Below are 19,484 nucleotides of genomic sequence, written 5' to 3' on the forward strand. Positions count from 1 at the left end.
TTCATTTCACTTTCTCTATGATGTCTTCCACGGCCAGCACAGCCGCACCAACGAGGTTCGAGCTGATGTTCCTGAAAGCGGTGGGTCTTATTTTCAAATTCCTCACCGCCGCTTTCAGGGCTCTCTGGCGGACAAAATCCTCTATGATACTGAAGAAACTGTCTCCAAGATCCACAACTTCCCCTCCCAGGATCACCAGTTCCGGGTTCAGGATGTTCACCAGGTTTACGATGCCGACCGCTATGTTCTCGGCGAATCTCATCAAAACTCTCTTTGCGTCGTTTTTCTGCTTGAGTGCCTGAAACTTCTCTATCGAGTTCTTTCCTTCGAGTTCTTTTCCGTACTGTTCAATTGCCCAGTTTATGGAAGAGACCAGTTCCCAGCATCCCCAGTTTGAGCAGTGACACTGTCTATCGGAGTACATGTTCACGGTCATGTGTCCCGCTTCTCCCGCCGTGAAGGAAGGGCCCCTGAAGATCTTTCCATCGACCATCAAACCCGTTCCGACACCTTCTCTGATGATTATGAACACGGCTTCTTCGACGTTTCTCAGATCCTCGGAGTGGTACTTCTCGGCGAGCATGGAAAGGTTCGCTTCGTTGTCTGCAAGGACGGGAACATCAACTTCCAGAAGATCCTCTATATTCACGTTCTCCCAACCGAGATTTGGAGCAAGAAGGATCTTTTTCTCTTCCAGATCCACCATTCCCGGAACGGAGAAAGAAATCCTCGTGATACTGTGTTCGCGCGAGATACGCTCGTATATTTCTCTTGCTGTTTTGAAGAACTCTTCTGGATTTTTCGGAGTGTTGAACGTACCGCGCAATTCCACTTCTCCATCGAAAAATCCAATGCCGTAGGTGGTGATGTTCACACCTATATCGAAGACAAGACTCAAAAAAGCCTCCTTCTTCAAATCAAGAAGTACCCTTCTTCTTCCAGGAGAATTTTTTCCCATGGTTCCAATCTCTCTTATGTAGCCTTCGTCTATGAGTTCTTTGGTCAGTCTTGTCACACTGCTTGGGGTGAGCCCCGTGATCTCTGAGATGTCGGATCTGGAGAGGGGATGATTTTCGTGTACCACCTTTAGGATGGTTTTTTTGTTGAGAATTTTTATTCTCGGAGAGTTGTATTTCAAGTTCGATACCTCCCTGCACGAAGATTTCAAATTATATTCACATTAATTATATGCAGGAATTAATTTAAAATCAAGGTCGAATATCCGTGATGGTGAATTCTTATAGCCGTTTACCGGCGATTATCAGAATTTAGCCACAGAAATCTCAATTTTTTTGTGATTTCCTTGATACCCCTGGCGGTGACTCTCTCTTTTTCTTCGGACTGGTACCATCCTTCGGTGAATCCAAAACTTTCTGCGAGTTCCAGAATTTTTTCATACTCTTCCTGTTGAACCTTTCTGTTTATCTCGGGAAATTTTCTGGCATTGAAATGAGGAAGGTACTGACTCATGATAGAGACGGGAATGCGCGTGGAAAGAGAAGAAAGGAAAGAAAAGATTTCCGAGTAATTCACAACGTTTCCAGGAAGGACGAGAACCCTGACGATGAGGCCCTTCATCTTCTCTTCGTTGAAAGGGCCTACCTGCCTGAACATTTCGATCGTTGCTTTTTGAACCACCGACCAGTAATCCGGTGTTTTTGAGTACTTCAAGGATGCTTCGTCGCTTGAGTACCTTATATCGGAAAGATAGATGTCCACGATGCCTTCCAGAAGTTTGAGTACCTCTGGATCTTCATATCCGCTGGTGTTGTAGACCACGGGAAGTTCCAATCCTTCTTCTATAGCAATCTTCATGGCAGACACTATGAACGGCAGGTGTGGCGTGGGAGTGACAAGGTTCAGCGTTTTTGCACCGTGCCTTTGAAGGACAAGAAAGATCTCTGCAAGGTCTTCCACTTCGATCTCTGTTCCGATGTCGTTCTGACTGAATCCCATGTTCTGGCAGTACACGCATTTCATGTTGCACCCACTGAAGAACACCGTGCCAGCACCCGTCTTTCCAGAGATGGGAGGCTCTTCCCCGAAATGAAGGACGGCGTTCGAGAGTTTTGGGAAAGCGTTGAGCCCGCAAAAACCGGCTTTCCTGTATCTGTCAACTCCACATTTTCTGGGACAGAGCTGGCATTTTTTCAGATTCTCCCAGAGAATGTTTTCAATCTTCTCGATCCTCTTCAACTTCTCCCGGTACATATTCGATCTCTGCTCCCAATTTTTTGAATTTCTCCACAACGTTTTCGTAACCCCTGAATATGTGTTCCACGTTGTTTATCTCTGTGGAACCTTCTGCGATGATACCTGCTATGAGAAGGGCGGCTGTTGCTCTCAGATCTGTTCCCTCAACTGGAGCACCGCTGAGTTTCTCCACACCTCTCACTATGGCGACGTTCCCGGATACCTCTATGTCCGCTCCCATTCTTTTCAGTTCATCAACGTGCAGAAACCTTGTTTTGAACACGTTCTCGGTGATAACTGAGACTCCTTTTGCCACAGAAAGGTACACCATCATCTGGGGCTGAAGATCGGTGGGAAAGCCTGGATAAGGATTGGTCGTGATATCTACCGGTTCTGGCCTTTCTCTCATCTTTATTTCTATGGAATTCTGGAAGATCTTCAAAGTAACACCTGTTTGCTCGATTTTTTCAAGAAAGTTCGTGAGATGTTCTGGTTTCAAGTTTTTTATCAATCCTTTTCCTTTGCTTGCAGCGATGGCAACTAAATATGTCCCCGCTTCTATTCTGTCTGGAATGATCCTGTACTGGGTTCCTCTCATCTTTTTGGCTCCAAATATTTCTATACGACTGGTCCCTGCTCCTTTCACATTGCCTCCCATTGCGTTGAGAAAATTTTGAAGATCAACGATCTCCGGTTCCATTGCAGCGTTTTCTATGACAACGTGTGCTCCATTCAAAAGAGATGCGGTTGTCATTAGGTGCTCTGTTGCTCCAACGCTTGGAAACGGGAGTGTGATCGTAACGTCTTCCACCTTTTTTTCGAGGACAGCTTCGACGAAACCGTGCTCCATTTTTATGGAGAAACCGAGTTTTTTGAGACCTTCCAGATGGAAGTCAACAGGTCTTACACCGATGGAGCATCCACCGGGTAAAGCTACTCGTGCTCTTCCTGTTCTTGCAGCTATTGGTCCAAGAACGTTGAAGGACGCTCGCATTTTTCTGACAAGCTCATAAGGTACTTCCTGAGATATATCCCTGGCCCTTTTTATGGTGAAATTATTGCCGTTGAATGTGGCTTCAAAACCTATTGAAGTCAAGATATCTTTCATGACAAAAACGTCTTGAAGCCTTGGAACGTTCTCTAAAACGATTTCTTCATCACACAAAATGGACGCCGCCATTATGGGTAAAGCGGCATTTTTGGATCCAGATATTTCCACTTCACCTTCGAGGATTGTTTCTCCCTGGACTAGGAATTTGCCCAATTACGACACCGCCTTTTCAAGTTCAGAGAGCGTTTTTTCCAGATCCATGAAGTCTTCTGGGTAACTCTTAAAAGCGATTTTGTACTCTACTGGTATATCTTTTATGGAGTTTTCTATTCTTTCTGCTATCTTCGTTGCCACACTCTTTGACACATCGACAACGAAGAGTGCGAAGATATCCTCCGAGTACCTTCCAACGCTGTCGAGCGGCACTCTCACACACTCTTTCAGAACTTTCCCCACCTTCATGAGTGTGCTCTCTTTTTCTGTGTCAGAAGGTTTCACTTTCACAAAGAAGATCGTGTACGGTGTGTTCTCTTCGAACGATCTCTGGTGCTGATAAGAAAGAAGTCTCAGGAAGTGATCCTTTGAATAGACCCTTGTCAGAGGATCGATCATCTTCTTGGTTCCGAGTTTCTCGAAGAAGTCATCGAAAACCTGAAACTGTTTCTTCAACACCTCGTTGTACTCCTCGATTAGTGATTCCAGTTCTTTTTCTCTTTCTTGACACTGCCTGAGTTTTTTTTCAAGTTCTTCGATCCTCTTTAGAAGTTCTGTATTGTCACTCACACTGAACACCCCCAACTGACTTCTTCAGAGATATTATATACTGTACTTAGCGATATTCTATCATGGAAGGCCGGCAAAGAGGTGAGAGAGTGGTGGTCGATTACAGAGACCTGGAAAACTTTACAACGTGCCCAAGGAAGTTCTATCTGAGCAGAGGGCAAGAGCCTTTTTACTCTAGCACGTTTGAGGACCTTCTGTTTGTAGGATTTTCTCTGGAAAATCCCGTTGTCGAAGCTGAGTTTGAAGGCATGAAACTGATCGCAAGGCCCGATCTGGTCGTGAAGGAGCAGGGTGGGTGGAGAATCGTTCTGAAAAAGCGAGCAAAAAAGTTCAAAGAAAAATATGCTCTGGAAGCTGCTTATCATGCTTTCGTGTTCACAAAAGCCGGTCTTGTTGTCAGTGGGGTGGAGATTCTATCGGATAGTTTCTCACGGAGGATGGAGAACTGGAGAAATCTGATGCCCGTCGTTGAAAATATCTTACTGGAGATGAGGGAAACCTCGGAAGATCCCGACCCAAAAGTTGGAAGACACTGTAGGTACTGTGATTTTCTGGAAGATTGTGAGAAAAAGTTGCTGGAAAGAAAAAGCCTGTTGCTTGTGAACGGTATCGGTGAGGAGACAAGAAAGATTCTTTATGATATGGGAATAGAGACCATTGAAGATCTTTCAAACGCCGATCAGAGAACTATGGAAAAGGTCTTTGGAAAAGAGAAAGGAAGAAGATTTATACTGGCAGCACGTGCCTTCCTTGAAGATCGGGTTATAGTGATCGAACCGCCTGAAAGATTGCCGGAGGGAATAGTGGTGGATATAGAGTACTATCCAGCCGAGGAAAGGGATTTTCTGTATGGATTTTTGATAGATGATGAATACAGATATTTTCTGTTTGAGGAGGAGAAGGACAAACTGGTCGAGTTTTTGAACTCTCTTGACAGCAGTTCAAGGTTCTACCACTACCATGGTCCAGAGAAGCGGAAAATCCTGAGAATGGTTAATAGATTCACCTTTCTCGATGTCTTCTCCATTCTGAAGCGTCATTTTGTCTTTCCCGTCATGTCATACTCTCTCAAGAGAATAGCCAGATATCTCGGTTATGAGTGGAGAACTCCTTTGAACGGTTATGAAATAATCTCTCTATACGAAACCTGGCGGAAGACAAAGGATGCGGAAATACTCAAGCAAATGCTCCTCTACAACGAGGACGATGTGAGAGCAACGAAAAAAGTTCTGGACTTCATGAGGTCTCACTCCTCTTTTTCATAAGGAACACCATCGGCGGCGGGTGGTCTTGTTCTTCCGATCAGTCCCGCTACAACCACGAGGGTGACAACGAATGGAAAGAGGTTGAAAAGGGGTTTTACAGTTGCCGGCACGTTGAGCAAAGGACTGCTTTGAAGCTGATTGGCAAGGGCCTCGGACATACCGAAGAGAAGGCATGCCCACATGGCACCGACGGGATTCCAGTTACCGAGTATCATGGCGGCCAGGGCGATGAACCCTCTTCCACCTGTCATAAGTTCTCTGAAGTTTCCCACTTCGCCTATGGAGAGGAAAGCACCCCCCATGGAAGCCAAGGCGCCACTCATGAGCACACCAAAGTACCTGATCTTGAAGACGTCAACGCCGAGAGTGTCTGCCGCTTCCGGATTTTCTCCGACCGCCCTCATTCTCAAACCAAGGGGCGTTTTGTATATCAAAAACCATGCAAAGGCAACCAGAGCAAAAGCAAGAAGGACGATGGGACTGATCGTGCCTATCGCCTCTCTGAGAAATGGTATTTTCGAAACTCCAGGAATGCTTATTTCATTGATTCTGCCAACGTAAGGTGTTTGACCGGGCTGGCCAAAGATTGGTTCCATGAGGAAGCCCGTCAATCCCTGTGCCACGAGGATGAGTGCCGTTGCGCTCACTATCTGGTTCCCTCTCCACTTAATACTGGCCCAGGCGTGGAACCAGGAAAAACCAACACCGATTGGAATGGATAGCAAGAACCCCAGCCAGACATTACCAGTGTAATAAGTGATGACCACAGAAGAGAAAGCCCCCAGCAGCATGATACCTTCCAGGGCGATGTTCACGACTCCGGTGATTTCACTGAACACTCCTCCAAGTGAAGCAAAAAGAAGGGGTGTTGAGGCGGTGAGTGTGAGTTTGTAGAAGAGAGGGTTTGTGAATATATTCCAGAGAACTTCCAGGATTTTCATCTTCTCACCTTCCTGGCTCTGAAGAGAGTTTTGACGATTCTATCGGCGGCGACAAGGAATATCACAATTCCCTGTATGATCGTTACGATGTGTTTTGGAACGCCCACAAACTGCATGTTGCTGGAACCCGTCCTGAGTGAAGCGATGAGGAAAGAGGCGAAAATGATTCCTATCGGATGATTCTGGCCGATCAGAGCGATCGATATACCGTCGAAACCCTTTCCTCCCGAGAGGGTTCCGAGGAATCTATGGTGGAGCCCCATTACCTCCAATGCTCCTGCAAGTCCGGCCAACGCACCGCTTATCGCCATGGACATAACGATATTCTTCGAAATGCTTATTCCACCGTATTCAGCGGCGTATGGGTTGAATCCGGTCGCTTTCACTTCGTAACCGGTCCTGGTTTTTTCAAGGACGATGTATATGACAACGGCTGTGATGATCGAAATCACAATGCCCGATGTCATCTCGAGTGCTCCAACAGTGACAATGGGAGGAAGTTTTGCGGAAGGAGCGATCTCCGGGCTTTTCGGTGTACCGGAACCGACAGCCAGTGGTCCGGTGATGAGATAAGAAGAGATGTAAGTGGCAATCCAGTTCAACATTATGGTGGTGACGACTTCATGTGCACCCGTCTTTGCTTTCAGATACCCCGCTATGGACGCCCACACCGCTCCGCCCAGCATCCCAGCGATCATCGTCAGTGGAATAGCGAGCGATGGTGGAACACCCCTCATGTTCATTCCAACCACCGTAGCAAGGATGGCACCCATTATCATCTGACCTTCTGCCCCTATGTTGAAGATGCCTGCTCTGAAGCCGAATCCAACTGCAAGTCCAGTCAGTATCAGCGGAGTGGTCTTTATGATCGTGTCTGCAAGGGCCTGAAGATCTCCAAAAGCCCCCTCGATCATAGCTTTGTAGGCTATCACAGGATTTTGTCCTATTAGAACGATCACAACGGCCGCAATCAGAAGAGCTATGACAACCGAGAAAAACGGGACAAGAAACGCCCAGATTCTTCCTTTCATTTTCTGATCTCCTCCAGTCTGTGCCCCGCCATCATCAAACCAACTTCTTCTCTGGTCGTTTCCTCCGGTCTTACCTCACCCATTATCTGACCTTCGTACATCACAAGGATTCGATCACTCAGGGAAAAGATCTCATCCAGTTCCATGGAGATGAGAAGGATTCCAACACCCCTGTCTCGCATGGATACGAGTGTTTTATGAATGAACTCTATAGCTCCCACATCGAGTCCCCGTGTCGGTTGAGCCACTACAAGGAGTTCTGGTGAGAAACTCAGTTCACGGGCAACTATTATCTTTTGCTGATTGCCTCCTGAAAAGCTTCCGGCGAGAAGTTCGATGTTCCTTGGCCTTATATCGAATTCCTCGAAGAGTTTCCTGGAAAAAGACTTTATCTCCCTGAAGTTGAGAAAACCGTTCTTCACAAAGGGTTCTATCATGTGCCTTCCGAGGATGGTGTTGAAGTAGGCGGGAAAGTCAACTATGAGGCCTCTTTTCAAACGATCTTCGGGAACATGATAGATACCAAGGTTCCTCAGACGTTTTGGATCGTACCCTGTTATTTCTTTTCCTTTGAAAAGCACCTTCCCCTTTTCCACTTTCCTCAAACCGGTGATCGCTTCTACCAGTTCAGACTGTCCGTTGCCAGCAACACCCGCTATGCCCACTATCTCTCCTTTTTTCACCTCGAGCGAGATACCTTTCACCGCATCAAGACCCCGGTTATCCTTGACCCACAGATCCTTCACTTCAAGGAGGGTCTCTCCAGGCTTTTTCGGTTCTTTCTCAACGGTCAGAACCACATCCCTTCCCACCATGAGTCTTGCTATTTCCTGGGGGGTAGTCTGAGAGGTGATGAGATTTCCAGTTACCTTCCCCTGTCTCATCACGGTGATTCTGTCAGAGATGGCCATGACTTCGTTCAATTTATGTGAGATGAAGATGATCGTTTTTCCATTTTTCTTCAACCTTCTCAGGATGTCGAACAGTTCTTCTGTTTCCTGTGGCGTCAGGACCGCTGTCGGTTCGTCGAGAATGAGGATGTCTGCTCCTCTGTAAAGGGTTTTTATGATCTCCACCCTCTGTTGCAGGCCAACGGGCATGTCTTCTATCTTCATGTCAACATCCACCATGAGACCGTACTCTTCTGAAAGTTTCTTCACTTCGTTCCTTGCCTTTTTCCTGTCCAGAATCAATCCTTTTTTTGGTTCCATGCCGATTATCACGTTTTCGTAGGCAGTCAGGTTCTCCACCAGCATGAAATGCTGATGCACCATGCCTATTCCGTGCTTTATGGCATCTGCGGGTCCGGAGAACTCCACCTTCGTCCCGTTTATGTATATTTCCCCTTCGTCAGGTCTCAAAAGACCGTAGAGTTGTTTCATCAGCGTGGTCTTTCCCGCACCGTTTTCACCCACGATGGCGTGTATCTCTCCCTTTTCCACGAAGAGATCAACGTGGTCGTTCGCCAAAACTCCGGGAAATCTTTTGACGATACCTTTCATCACAACCGCGTATTCCACCGAATCACCCCTGGGAAACGGAGGGGGAACACCCCCTCCTCAGAACGGGAATTCTATCTTCGGTACCTCGAACGCGTCGAGTTCCTCCTGTGTTTCAGGAACCTTGAGCGTACCTTCTTTCATAAGTTTTTCGAGGTACAGAAGCTCCGCTATGACTCTGTTTGGAACGATCCCTTTCGTGTACTTCATCGGGCTTATTCCAACCGCATCCTCAGAGATTCCAAGGACCTTGTGCCCACCTTCGAACGTTCCTTCGTATGCCCAGACAACACCGTAGTAAGCAGCAACATCGACCCTCTTCATCGCACTTGCAAGAACGGCACCGGGGGCCACGTAATCCTGATCCATATCAACACCTATGGCAAAGAAGCCTTTTTTGTTCTCCATGTAGTAATCTATCAGATCGACAAGATCGCTGGATCCTGCAAGAGCAGAGAATTTCTCTCTAGCAGCTTCTATAACACCGTTCCCACAAGCACCGGAGGCATGAAACACGATGTCGGCACCCTCTGCGAACTGTGACATGGCGAGGTCCTTACCCTTCTTGGGATCTTCGAAGTCCTGTGTGTAACCTCTCAGTATCTTCAAGTTTTTCCTGTGGAGGACAGAGTATGTCTTTATTCCTGCTTCGTACCCGTACCTGAACCTTTCCACAGGTGGGATGGGGATGCCTCCAACGAAACCAACTGTTCCCGTCTGTGTCATTGCGGCTGCAACGTATCCAACGAGGAAAGCGGCTTCCTGTTCCTTGAACGTGAAGGTGATCACGTTGGGAAGAACCTGCCCTTCTGGTGGTGTGATGTCGATCCCCACGAAGTACGTGTCCGGATACTGCTTTGCAACCTTGAAGAGGGCATCCGTCATCATGAAACCCACCGCGAAGACCAGGTCTGCTTCTTCTGCTGCTTTGCTGAGGTTTGGAACGTAGTCCGATTGTTCGTAAGACTGTATCACCTTTGCTTCGATTCCCAGTTCATCCGCTGCCTTCTTTATACCCGCCCAGGTTCCATCGTTGAAAGACTTGTCACCGAGACCACCAACGTCCGTCACCATGACAACTTTGAACCCAAACAGTGCGATAGCAAATACCAGAAAAGCCACCATGAAAACCTTCCTCATGGTTTCACCCTCCTTTTAACAAGATTTCTGTAAAGTATGATTGCAGAAAAAGCGATCAAAAGTATCTCCATGTGGAAAGTGTGTGCGGCAGAGGTTTCAAAGGATATCGGAAAGATTCCGCTTTCCACGAACACTTCCAGGTGTTTCCAGTTGATCGCAGTTGAGAGAGCAGCAAACAGAGTTGCTCCAGCCGGTATCAGAACATACTTTCCTCCCAGAAGTGCGGAAAAGAACAGAAGGAAGAACCAGAAGATTTCCTTCAACCCGGAGATCGTCTGATGGGGTTTCAGTGAAGGGTATTTCTTCTCTCCGGTGAAAGAAAAAGTTACGTCGGTTATCAGTGAATACCTGTCCAAGGAGGCTTTCAGATCCTCTTCAAGATCCTCAACGAACCTGTTTGAGGTGTACGTCGAGATTTTCTTCACCAGATGCTCCAGGCTTTCAAGCGCATTTCTGTAGCGCCTGTATCTGGACTTTTCCTCTGAGAGGTAGTCTTCCAGGCTGGTGTTCATCTCTCTTGCGATTTCCAGTCGTCTTTCGAAATTCGAGGTGGAGAAGAACTGAGATTGTTCGTCGATCAGAAGAAAGATGCCGTTCGGGGTTGGCTCGAATTCCTTTAAAGCACCTTCTTTTAAAAACTTTTCTGGAACAAGACTCAGGTGTTCCACAAGCTGCTTTGTGTGCTCTTTGCTTGCGAGTGACAATGCGGACATTTCCCTGAGTATTTCCTTCACCCTGGAGTTATTGCTTTCAAAGACTTCTGATTTCAACTGATCGTAGTAGGGAGAGTTTTCAAACTCTCTGTCCATTCCAAGTTCACGAACAGAGATGTAAGACGGCACAAACAGGAGTATCAGGAAAGCGGCGGTGAGCAAGGTGTATCCGTACTTTCTCTTTCTGATGAGCAGAAGATTGAAAAAGATGAAAGCAAAAATTAGAATGCTTGAAAAGATAATGTTTTCGATCGTGTTCAAATGAACCGTATTTGAACCCCATACAAACAGAATCTCGGAGGAGAGGATCAGCTGAAGGATCAGTCGATACTTCCTTCTGAAGGCAACCAGGAGGAAACTGTAAAGAAGGTATCTGAGCCACAGAAGACGAACCTTTTTTGGGGTGGTTTTTTCAAAGAGGTCTGCGATGTTGTTTTGAATGATGGAAATCTTGTTTTCTACCTCTTTCCACAGAAGGCTGGCATTTCTGTTCACGTTCCTTCTGTACTCAGATTGGTCTTTTGAACTGAGAACAGCATCAATTGCGATTTTTACCTTCTCTTCGAAATCTTCTGGCAGGAGTGTGAGGACGTCCTGTGGAACACTTTGATTTACCTCAAAGGAAAATCCCAAGTTTTTGATTTCAAGGTTGAATTCGACGGGGGGAGGAGTGCTCGTGCCACCTGTGTAGTAGGAGAGGATCCATCTCAGCAGGTTCAGAGCGTTTGAGCGAACGTACATCTTGTACTCTCCGAAAAAGGAGTTGAACGATGGTGAGTTCTTCAAAGTACTTCTGGAAGGTTCAGACCCGGACATTTCAGACTGAAGGAAAGCAAGGAAAAGAGCGTTTGCCAGTTTTTTCTCCCAGCTTTCTTCCTTCCAGTTTTGGTACATCACGAAAAGGTAATCTCCTGCCGTCTTTGCAAACTCTGTCTTCTCTACACTACCAGCAAGAAGTCTTCGAAAGAACCTGTATTTTTGAAGCTGGGAAAGATTTTCATGGACGAACTCCACGAACGGATCCCGATAGGAACCGCTTCTGTACTCATCCAGCATCTGTTTGTACATCGAAACAACTTTCTCCACGTCGAGAGAAAAAGCAAGGAGAGGAATGATAGTCAGAATCAGAACGATCTTTTTCATCCTCTCAACTCCCCAATCGGGATTATACCAGACGGGATATAATGTTTTAGAGGGGGTGAAAAAATGAGACAGATTCCAAAAGAGGTAATAGAGGAAGTAGAAAGACTGCGCGAAGAAATAGAATACCATAACTACAGATACTACGTTTTGAACGATCCTGTCATAACCGATGAGGAATACGATAGATTGATGAGGAGACTCATAGAACTGGAAAGGATGTATCCAGAACTGGTTACTCCTGATTCGCCGACTCAGAGGGTCGGGGGGAAGGTTCTCGAGGGATTCAAGACCGTCAGGCACTCTGTACTCATGTTGAGTCTGGACAACACCTACAATGAAGAGGAAATCATCGAATTCGACAAGCGTGTCAAGAAGATGCTTCGGGAATCTGAAGTGGAATACGTTGCCGAGCTGAAAATAGACGGTGTTTCGATCGCTCTCAGGTACGAAAACGGTCGCTTCGTTTTGGGAGCAACGCGTGGGGACGGAGTGGAGGGTGAGGACGTTTCCGAAAACGTGAAGACCATTCGAAGTGTTCCACTGAGGTTGAGAAAGCCTCTCACCATTGAAGTGAGAGGAGAAATCTACATGCCGGTGGATGAATTCAAAAGATTGAACGAAGAGAGAGAAGAAGAAGGACTTCCTCCCTTTGCTAACCCGAGGAACGCGGCGGCGGGGACTCTCCGACAACTGAACACCGCTCTTGTGGCTTCGAGAAGACTTGATTCTTTCATCTACTACATTGTTCATCCCGAAAATTACGGTCTCAAAACTCAATGGGAAGCGCTCCATTTTTTGAAAGAGATAGGATTTAAAGTAAACCCGCACTCAAGACTGTGCAGGAACATACAGGAGGTGATCGAGTACTGGAGAGAGTGGAAAGAAAGAAAAAAAGAACTGGACTACTGGGTTGATGGAGTTGTGGTGAAGGTGAACAGGTTCGATTTCCAAAAAGTTCTGGGAGAGACTTCCAAGGCGCCAAGGTGGGCGATCGCTTTCAAATTCCCTGCGGAGCAGGCCAGAACGAGGATCCTCGATGTCACGATACAGATTGGTCGAACGGGTGTCTTGACACCGGTGGCAGAACTCGAACCTGTCCAGCTTGCAGGAACTATCGTGAAAAGGGCCTCTCTTCACAATTTCGATTATATCAGAGAGAAGGATATACGAATAGGTGACTACGTCTTTGTTGAAAAGGCAGGAGGGATCATTCCGCAAATTGTTAAATCAATTCCAGAACTACGAACTGGCAATGAAAAGGAGATAAAGCCTCCTCAAAGTTGTCCAGTTTGTGGTGGAAAAGTGGGAAAACTCTCTCCTGACGAAGTTGCAATCAGATGTCTGAATCCTCACTGTCCGGCGAAGTTGAAAAGGGCATTAAGGACGTTCGTGTCCCGGGAAGCACTGGATATCGAAGGACTTGGTGAAAAGATCATAGACAGACTGGTGGACTCAGGGCTGGTTAAAGATATAGCTGACATCTTCTATCTCACCCCCTTTGATCTTGCTCAACTGGGACCTGGTATTGGCCAGAGAACGATCGCAAAGATTCTTCAGGAGATAGAGGAGGCAAAGAAAAGACCCCTTCACAAGCTCATAACCGGCCTTGGAATACCGATGGTGGGTCAAAAAACGGCGAAGATTCTTGCAGAGCACTTCAAATCTCTTGAGGCAATAGCCGATGCCTCTTATGAAACGTTGAAAGACATTCCAGGAATCGGACCGGAAATAGCAAAGAGCATTGTGGAGTACTTCAGAATTCCAAAGACAAAGGAGATCATAGAAAAACTGAAAAAGGCAGGAGTGAAACTCGAAGAAAAGACCGTAAAGTACGATGTGTTGAAAGGACTGACGTTTGCCGTTACCGGCACGCTGAAAAACTTCACAAGAGAGGAGATCATCGAGTTCCTGGAAAAACTGGGAGCCAGAGTGGTCAACTCAGTGAGCAAAAACACCGATTATCTCATCGTTGGGGAAAATCCGGGCTCCAAGTATGAAAAGGCGAAGGCATTGAAGGTGAAGACGATGAGCGAAGAGGAATTTCTAAGATTCGTGGAAAACAGGGCAAAGTTGAAAGGTTACAACTTCGATGAAATCATGAGGGGATGGAAAGAATGGAGTTGATATTCGAAGGGAAACCCGCAAAAAGCTTCTGTTTCTCTCTGGTTTTTGGTGCTGGATGGAGAAACGAACCCCCGCATTTGAAAAACTCCCTTTCGAAGATGCTGGAAGAGTTGACAAAAACCGTAAAAGAGAAGGTCCCGGAGTATTTTGAAGTGTCCAGGCACATCGATGCGGAATTTTCAGAGCTCAGGATATGGGGAATCTCAGATGAAGCAGAAATTCTGCTTGATGCTGTTCAGAGCGTTCTTCTTCCGCATCAGACGCTCCTAGAACTAGGAGGAGGGGTTTTGTTTGCAGCTGCGGCTGGCGCCATAAAATCGGAAGTGTTGAGAGAAATGGAGAGGATGAAAGTACCAAAATCGCCGAAGAATCCGAGACTGTACATCAAACCAAGAAACTTCTTCAAAACTTTTAATCTGAGCAGAATCGAAGTGTTGTTTCTCTACAGCCTGCTGAAAGAATCTTCTCAGGAAATTTATCTTGAACTCTCTCCTTTTGGGGACAGGATACACTACGGCAAGAACTTTCACTTACCACCTCTTCATGCTATTTCTGAGAACAGAAAGAAATTCGAGACACTGATAGCCAGAAAAGTGGAGACAACCTGTGGAACCGTGGATCTACTGGTAAAGCTGAACATATTCAGGAAAGAAAGAGTCTTGATAAAGGAATTTTTTGAGAAGATTCAGGATATGGATCTTTTGAAAAAACTCGATGTGATTGAAAAGATGCTCAGGAGGGTCTCAAGTTGAACATAAATAAGGCGGAGTTTGTTGATCGTGTGAAGATCTTTGTGAAGGCAGGAGACGGCGGAAACGGTTGTGTGAGTTTCAGAAGAGAAAAATATGTCCCAAAGGGCGGGCCCGACGGTGGTGATGGAGGAGACGGAGGGTTTGTGTTCCTCAGGGCTAACCCTTCTCTTTCAACGCTGATCGAATTTGTGAACAAAAGGAAGTTTTTTGCAGAAAATGGGAAACACGGCATGGGAAAGAAGATGAAAGGAAGAAACGGAAGAGATCTTTACATAGATGTTCCGGTTGGAACAGTAGTCAAGGATGCCTCCACCGGTCAGATCATCGCAGACTTGGACGAGCCGGGAAAGGTAGTTTGTGTTGCACGTGGAGGTAAAGGAGGAAGGGGAAACGCTCACTTTTCAACACCCACAAGACAGGCTCCTTTGATCGCAGAAAAGGGTGAAAAGGGTGAAGCCAGGTGGTTGGAACTTGAACTCAAGATCTTAGCAGATGTGGGGCTCGTGGGATATCCGAACGTCGGGAAATCTTCTCTGATAGCACGTATCAGTAACGCAAGGCCGAAGATAGCAAACTATCCCTTCACCACTCTTGTTCCCAACCTGGGGGTTGTCAAATACGGTGATTTCAGTTTTGTGGTCGCTGACATTCCTGGCCTCATCGAGGGAGCAAGTGAAGGGGTTGGGCTTGGAAACGTCTTTTTGAGACATGTTGAAAGGTGTTTCGTGATAGTTCACATGCTCGATGTGAGTGGCTTTGAAAGGGAAAACCCAGCAAGAGACTATTTCATCATAAGAGAGGAGATGAAGAAATACTCTCCGTTCCTCCTGGAAAAGCCGGAGATAGTGGTCGCAAACAAGATAGATCTTCTGGAAAGAGAAAAACTTCCTCAGAGAATAAAGGAGATCGAAAATTCAATAAGAAAGGAAGTTATTCCGATTTCTGCCGTAACGGGCGAGGGAGTTGATCTTCTCCTTGACAAGGTGGCTTCCATAGTTCGAAAGGAGAGAATAGAGAGGGAAGAGAGAAAAGAAAAGAAAGATCACCCAATGGAAAAACCTGCTCCCGTGTGGAGGAAACTTCCTGAGAGATTTGAAATAGAGATTGTGAAGGAAGAAGACGGACAATGGGTGGTTGAAGGAGAAGGCCTCAGAGTGTGGGTGGAAAGATTCGATCTGAACCAGAGAGATGCAAGGCTTCTGATTCTGCAGATTCTTGAAAAAAACGGCCTGGAAGAGAAACTAAAAGAGGCAGGGGTGAAAGAAGGAGATGTTGTCAGGATCGGAAATTTCGAGTTCGAGTACAGGGAGTAGAGTGGGAATATTCGGTGGAGCCTTCGATCCTGTGCACGTCGGTCATATTATTGTGTGTCTGTACACTCTGGAGATCCTGGAACTGGACAGGCTGGTCGTGGTTCCCGCTTACAATCCTCCTCACAAGAAAACGTCCATTCCTTTTGAAAAGAGGTTCGAATGGCTGAAGAAAGTCTTCGGTGGCATCGAAAATATAGAAGTGAGCGATTATGAAAGGCAGCGGGGAGGTGTTTCGTACTCGATCTTCACCATAGAACATTTTTCCAGTCTGTACAAGACCAAACCATTCTTCATCGTCGGAGAGGACGCTCTATCTTATTTCGAGAAGTGGTACAGGTACCGTGATATCCTCGAAAAGGCGAACCTGGTTGTTTATCCGCGTTACTGTGGAAAGCCTTATCATGAACATGCCAGAAAAATACTGGGTGATCTGAACAGGATCATCTTTCTGGATATGCCCATAATTCAGATCTCCTCCACTGAGATCCGAAAAAGGGCTCTTGCCGGAAAGACTCTGAAAGGATTTGTCCCGGAAGAAATCAGGGAAGAGGTGGAAGCCTTCTATGGTCAAAGTGGGACTTGCACCGATGGCAGGGTACACTGACAGAGCCTTCCGTACGGTGTGTTTTAAGTGGGGAGCAGATTTTGCGTTCTCTGAGATGGTGAGTGCAAAAGGTTTTTTTATGGATTCGGGGAAAACGAGGGAACTTCTTCCCTCTCCAAAAGAAAAGAACGTGGCCGTTCAGATATTTGGAAATGATCCCGAGGAGCTTTCCAGAGCGGCCAGGATACTTTCTGATAAATACCCGTGGATAGACCTGAACGCAGGATGTCCTGTGAGAAAAGTGGTTAAAAAAGGAGCAGGAGGAGGTCTTTTAAAAGATCTGGATTTTTTCAGGTTGGTTGTGAGAGAAGTTAGAAAGCATGTGAAAGGAAAATTCACAGTTAAAACACGCCTGGGCTGGGATGAAAACCAGATCTTGAAGATCTACCAGATCCTTGTGGATGAAGGTGTTGACGAAGTGTTCATTCACGCAAGAACGGTTGTTCAGGCTTTCACTGGAAAAGCCGACTGGAAGAGTCTTTCTGTTCTGGACAAAAAAGTTCCCACCTTCGTGAGTGGGGACATATTCTCTCCGGAGGACGCCAAACGGGCCCTCGAAGAAAGTGGTTGTCATGGAGTTCTCGTTGCCCGCGGTGCAATTGGAAGGCCTTGGCTGTTCAAACAGATAAAAGAGTTCTTGGAGCATGGAAGGTATTCTGAGCCCTCTGTAGACGATATTTTAAGGTCTTTTGAGATGCATCTGAACCTTTTGGTGGAGGATAAGGGAGAAGAAAAAGCCGTAAAAGAGATGAGAAAATTCATGGTGGGATACACGAGAAATCTGAAGGGATCAAGAAGATTCAGGGATGAGATAATGAAAATAAAAAATCTTCAAACTTTGAAAGAGATGTTTTATAATTTTCTCAAGGAGGTGTGAACATGTTTTCGGCAAAGGAACTATTAAACATTGCTGTAAGGGTAGAAAAAGATGGAGAAGAGTTCTACAGGAAACTAGCAGAACGTTTCGAAAAACCAGATATAAAGGAGTTCTTCTCTTACATGGCTCGTCAGGAGGCAGAGCATGCCCGAACGTTTGAGAGCATAGGAGAAGAGCTGGGGGTAGACGAAGAAACGTACCTGAATCTCGAAGACGCAGAGGAGTACCTGAAAAGCTTTGTGGAGGGAAGGTTCTTCCCTGATACTGTCACGATGGAGAAATATTTGAAAGAAAAATCTGTGGAAGAGGCGATCGATTTTTCCATATCCGTGGAAAAAGAGACTATAATCTTTTACTACGAAATCCTTGAGCTTCTGAGAAATGAGAGGGCAAAGGATCTTGTCAGGAGCATAATAAATCAGGAAAAGCAACACGTGGTGAAACTTTTGAGGATAAAGGGGATGATCTCTTAGGATGCCTTTTTACAAGTACGTGGCCGTGGAGGGGAGCGGGAAGAAAGTAACGGGGGTTATAGAAGCGGAAAACAAGTTGAAGGCAATCTCACTTCTCGCTGAAAGAGGTTTGATGGTCGTTCGCGTTGAAGAACGTAAAGGTCCAAAAAAGAGCACTCCATTCTTTCAGATCTCCATCAGTGAAATCGCCACCTTCTGTCGTCAGCTTTCCATAATGATATCGGCCGGTATAAGGATAAAAGAGGCACTGAACATACTCGCTCGTCAGGAAGTCTTCTCGAAACGATTCAGAAAGATCATATTGGAGATAGCCATCAACGTGGAAACCGGTGACACTCTGGCCGATGCCTTCCGAAAGGTGGGTGTCTTCGACAACGTGTTGATCAGTATGTTGGAGGCAGGAGAAGAGGGAGGCGTGCTGGACAGAACCCTGAGGAGGGCAGCGGATTTCTATGAGAGTGTAAAAAGACTTCAGGACGAAGTAAAATCCGCAATGGCCTATCCTCTTTTTGTCCTTTTCTTTGCCGTTGTGATCGTTCTTGTGATCAGTTTCTACATTCTTCCCAATCTTGTTCGAGCCTTTGGAACCTCTATTCCTTTATCACCCACGATTCAATCCCTTTTGAAGGTGAACGAATTTCTCAGTAAAAACTGGCCGTGGTTTTCTGTCGTTGTGGCTGGTGCTGTCTTTGGACTCTTCGTTCTCATGAAATCAAGGTACGGAACTTACATAAAAGAGTACCTTTCTTTCCTGTTTCCTCCAGTCAGAAAGCTCAGACAAAATATGGGACTTGAACGTTTTGCCAGGACTCTCGGAATCCTTGTTAGCAGTGGTGTGAGAATAACAGACGCGATCAAGATGGCGGCTCAGGCTTCCAATTCACCTTCTATCGTTGGAAAAAGTGAGGAAATGGTACAGAAAGTGTCGGAAGGAAAGACATTGAGAGATACCTTTGCAGAGAGTGGTGTTTTCCCTCAGCTCATCTATGAGATGATAGGAACAGGTGAGGAAACGGGAAAGGTTGACGAAGTGATGGAAAGGGTGGCAGATTTCTACGAGGACATCGTGCGAAACAGTGTGAAACAACTGGTTTCACTGGTGGAGCCACTTTTGATAGCTGGAGTTGGCGGATTCGTGGCTTTTCTTGCGTATTCTATCTACACCACTGTCTTTCAACTTCAAAGGAGTATCGGAGGATGAGTACAGTTGAAATCCTCGTGGTCCTTGCTCTTTCACTTATGATAATGTGCTTTTTCATCCCCATTCTTTGGAAAGAATCAGAAGAGGATGTTCAATCGATCGTTGTCAAGATAAAGGCCATGAAATCTCTAGAATTAGTCTCTAAAAATGGTATTCTAACAATAGTAGACACTGGAAGAATAACTGTTTACGATCCACATGAAAACAAAACGACGGTCTATCGTTTCCCGTTTTCTTTTCAATCCGAAGGATCGAACGCTGGTGAAGACGTCACTTTCATGAACGGTTTTGTATCAACGGCCGGCACGGTTTACGGTGAGGGATGGAGAATAACGGTTGAGCCCGTCACCGGAAGAATGAGGATATACAGGGGGAGATAGT

18 protein-coding genes are annotated in these 19,484 nt (G+C 46.2%); 9 read left to right on the forward strand and 9 right to left on the reverse strand.

Annotated features, from left to right (window positions below; all coding sequences use genetic code 11):
- Position 1 precedes the first annotated feature (1 nt).
- The 4 genes from AS006_RS01710 to AS006_RS01725 all read right to left on the reverse strand — a co-directional run bounded on the left by AS006_RS01710 (position 2) and on the right by AS006_RS01725 (position 4,027).
- Positions 2-1,138 (reverse strand): ROK family transcriptional regulator, encoded by a 1,137-nt coding sequence (locus AS006_RS01710; RefSeq protein WP_101512637.1) that lies wholly within the window; start codon positions 1,136-1,138, stop codon positions 2-4.
- Between the two features lie 110 nt (positions 1,139-1,248).
- The gene (locus AS006_RS01715; RefSeq protein WP_101512638.1) at positions 1,249-2,211 is read right to left on the reverse strand and encodes a radical SAM protein; all 963 of its coding nucleotides are present in this window, start codon (positions 2,209-2,211) and stop codon (positions 1,249-1,251) included.
- Complete coding sequence (gene murA / locus AS006_RS01720) at positions 2,174-3,457, reverse strand: UDP-N-acetylglucosamine 1-carboxyvinyltransferase (protein WP_101512639.1); 1,284 nt, start codon at positions 3,455-3,457, stop codon at positions 2,174-2,176. The genes AS006_RS01715 and murA overlap by 38 nt, the downstream gene beginning before the upstream one ends.
- The gene (locus AS006_RS01725; RefSeq protein ID WP_101512640.1) at positions 3,458-4,027 is read right to left on the reverse strand and encodes a diguanylate cyclase domain-containing protein; all 570 of its coding nucleotides are present in this window, start codon (positions 4,025-4,027) and stop codon (positions 3,458-3,460) included. It lies immediately after the preceding gene.
- Between the two features lie 89 nt (positions 4,028-4,116).
- On the opposite strand from AS006_RS01725, the gene AS006_RS01730 reads away from it, so the two are divergent.
- On the forward strand, positions 4,117-5,292 hold the full coding sequence (locus AS006_RS01730; protein WP_199167265.1) for a TM0106 family RecB-like putative nuclease: 1,176 nt from the start codon (positions 4,117-4,119) through the stop codon (positions 5,290-5,292).
- Here the strand turns inward: AS006_RS01730 and AS006_RS01735 are convergent.
- The 5 genes from AS006_RS01735 to AS006_RS01755 are packed head-to-tail and all read right to left on the reverse strand — an operon-like array spanning position 5,274 to position 11,759.
- On the reverse strand, positions 5,274-6,233 hold the full coding sequence (locus tag AS006_RS01735; protein ID WP_101512642.1) for an ABC transporter permease: 960 nt from the start codon (positions 6,231-6,233) through the stop codon (positions 5,274-5,276). The two genes, AS006_RS01730 and AS006_RS01735, sit on opposite strands and share 19 nt — an antisense overlap.
- Positions 6,230-7,264: an ABC transporter permease gene (locus AS006_RS01740; protein WP_101512643.1), complete on the reverse strand. Its 1,035-nt coding sequence runs from the start codon at positions 7,262-7,264 to the stop codon at positions 6,230-6,232. Before AS006_RS01740 ends, AS006_RS01735 begins: the two co-directional genes overlap by 4 nt.
- Entirely contained in the window at positions 7,261-8,784 is a 1,524-nt protein-coding gene (locus AS006_RS01745) for an ABC transporter ATP-binding protein (protein ID WP_101512644.1), read from the reverse strand. Before AS006_RS01745 ends, AS006_RS01740 begins: the two co-directional genes overlap by 4 nt.
- A 39-nt stretch (positions 8,785-8,823) precedes the next feature.
- Positions 8,824-9,903 carry a BMP family protein gene (locus AS006_RS01750; protein ID WP_101512645.1) on the reverse strand — a complete coding sequence of 360 codons (1,080 nt, stop codon included), beginning with the start codon at positions 9,901-9,903 and terminating at the stop codon, positions 8,824-8,826.
- The gene (locus AS006_RS01755) at positions 9,900-11,759 is read right to left on the reverse strand and encodes a hypothetical protein (protein WP_101512646.1); all 1,860 of its coding nucleotides are present in this window, start codon (positions 11,757-11,759) and stop codon (positions 9,900-9,902) included. Before AS006_RS01755 ends, AS006_RS01750 begins: the two co-directional genes overlap by 4 nt.
- A 63-nt stretch (positions 11,760-11,822) precedes the next feature.
- Between AS006_RS01755 and ligA the strand changes: the two genes are divergently transcribed.
- Genes ligA through AS006_RS01795 form a run of 8 tightly spaced genes read left to right on the forward strand, consistent with a single transcriptional unit; the run spans position 11,823 to position 19,483 of the window.
- On the forward strand, positions 11,823-13,883 hold the full coding sequence (gene ligA, locus AS006_RS01760) for an NAD-dependent DNA ligase LigA (RefSeq protein WP_101512647.1): 2,061 nt from the start codon (positions 11,823-11,825) through the stop codon (positions 13,881-13,883).
- On the forward strand, positions 13,874-14,635 hold the full coding sequence (locus tag AS006_RS01765) for a hypothetical protein (RefSeq protein ID WP_199167267.1): 762 nt from the start codon (positions 13,874-13,876) through the stop codon (positions 14,633-14,635). The genes ligA and AS006_RS01765 overlap by 10 nt, the downstream gene beginning before the upstream one ends.
- On the forward strand, positions 14,632-15,948 hold the full coding sequence (obgE, locus tag AS006_RS01770; protein WP_101512649.1) for a GTPase ObgE: 1,317 nt from the start codon (positions 14,632-14,634) through the stop codon (positions 15,946-15,948). The genes AS006_RS01765 and obgE overlap by 4 nt, the downstream gene beginning before the upstream one ends.
- Positions 15,905-16,552 carry a nicotinate (nicotinamide) nucleotide adenylyltransferase gene (nadD, locus tag AS006_RS01775; RefSeq protein ID WP_101512650.1) on the forward strand — a complete coding sequence of 216 codons (648 nt, stop codon included), beginning with the start codon at positions 15,905-15,907 and terminating at the stop codon, positions 16,550-16,552. Before obgE ends, nadD begins: the two co-directional genes overlap by 44 nt.
- Entirely contained in the window at positions 16,512-17,429 is a 918-nt protein-coding gene (gene dusB / locus AS006_RS01780) for a tRNA dihydrouridine synthase DusB (protein ID WP_101512651.1), read from the forward strand. The genes nadD and dusB overlap by 41 nt, the downstream gene beginning before the upstream one ends.
- A 2-nt stretch (positions 17,430-17,431) precedes the next feature.
- Positions 17,432-17,902 carry a ferritin family protein gene (locus AS006_RS01785; protein WP_199167269.1) on the forward strand — a complete coding sequence of 157 codons (471 nt, stop codon included), beginning with the start codon at positions 17,432-17,434 and terminating at the stop codon, positions 17,900-17,902.
- A gap of 1 nt (position 17,903) precedes the next feature.
- The gene (locus AS006_RS01790; protein WP_101512653.1) at positions 17,904-19,103 is read left to right on the forward strand and encodes a type II secretion system F family protein; all 1,200 of its coding nucleotides are present in this window, start codon (positions 17,904-17,906) and stop codon (positions 19,101-19,103) included.
- Entirely contained in the window at positions 19,100-19,483 is a 384-nt protein-coding gene (locus tag AS006_RS01795) for a hypothetical protein (protein WP_101512654.1), read from the forward strand. Before AS006_RS01790 ends, AS006_RS01795 begins: the two co-directional genes overlap by 4 nt.
- Position 19,484: the final 1 nt, after the last annotated feature.

The organism is Thermotoga sp. SG1 (assembly GCF_002865985.1).
In the GTDB taxonomy this organism is placed as follows: domain Bacteria; phylum Thermotogota; class Thermotogae; order Thermotogales; family Thermotogaceae; genus Thermotoga.

Excerpts from the sequence above, each read along its gene's own strand:
- AS006_RS01715 (WP_101512638.1), bottom strand. The coding sequence starts at position 2,211 with ATGTACCGGGAGAAGTTGAAGAGGATCGAGAAGATTGAAAACATTCTC.
- AS006_RS01735 (WP_101512642.1), bottom strand. The coding sequence starts at position 6,233 with ATGAAAATCCTGGAAGTTCTCTGGAATATATTCACAAACCCTCTCTTC.
- AS006_RS01740 (WP_101512643.1), bottom strand. The coding sequence starts at position 7,264 with ATGAAAGGAAGAATCTGGGCGTTTCTTGTCCCGTTTTTCTCGGTTGTC.
- AS006_RS01750 (WP_101512645.1), bottom strand. The coding sequence starts at position 9,903 with ATGAGGAAGGTTTTCATGGTGGCTTTTCTGGTATTTGCTATCGCACTG.
- AS006_RS01755 (WP_101512646.1), bottom strand. The coding sequence starts at position 11,759 with ATGAAAAAGATCGTTCTGATTCTGACTATCATTCCTCTCCTTGCTTTT.
- ligA (WP_101512647.1), top strand. The coding sequence starts at position 11,823 with ATGAGACAGATTCCAAAAGAGGTAATAGAGGAAGTAGAAAGACTGCGC.
- AS006_RS01765 (WP_199167267.1), top strand. The coding sequence starts at position 13,874 with ATGGAGTTGATATTCGAAGGGAAACCCGCAAAAAGCTTCTGTTTCTCT.
- nadD (WP_101512650.1), top strand. The coding sequence starts at position 15,905 with ATGTTGTCAGGATCGGAAATTTCGAGTTCGAGTACAGGGAGTAGAGTG.
- dusB (WP_101512651.1), top strand. The coding sequence starts at position 16,512 with ATGGTCAAAGTGGGACTTGCACCGATGGCAGGGTACACTGACAGAGCC.
- AS006_RS01785 (WP_199167269.1), top strand. The coding sequence starts at position 17,432 with ATGTTTTCGGCAAAGGAACTATTAAACATTGCTGTAAGGGTAGAAAAA.
- AS006_RS01790 (WP_101512653.1), top strand. The coding sequence starts at position 17,904 with ATGCCTTTTTACAAGTACGTGGCCGTGGAGGGGAGCGGGAAGAAAGTA.
- AS006_RS01795 (WP_101512654.1), top strand. The coding sequence starts at position 19,100 with ATGAGTACAGTTGAAATCCTCGTGGTCCTTGCTCTTTCACTTATGATA.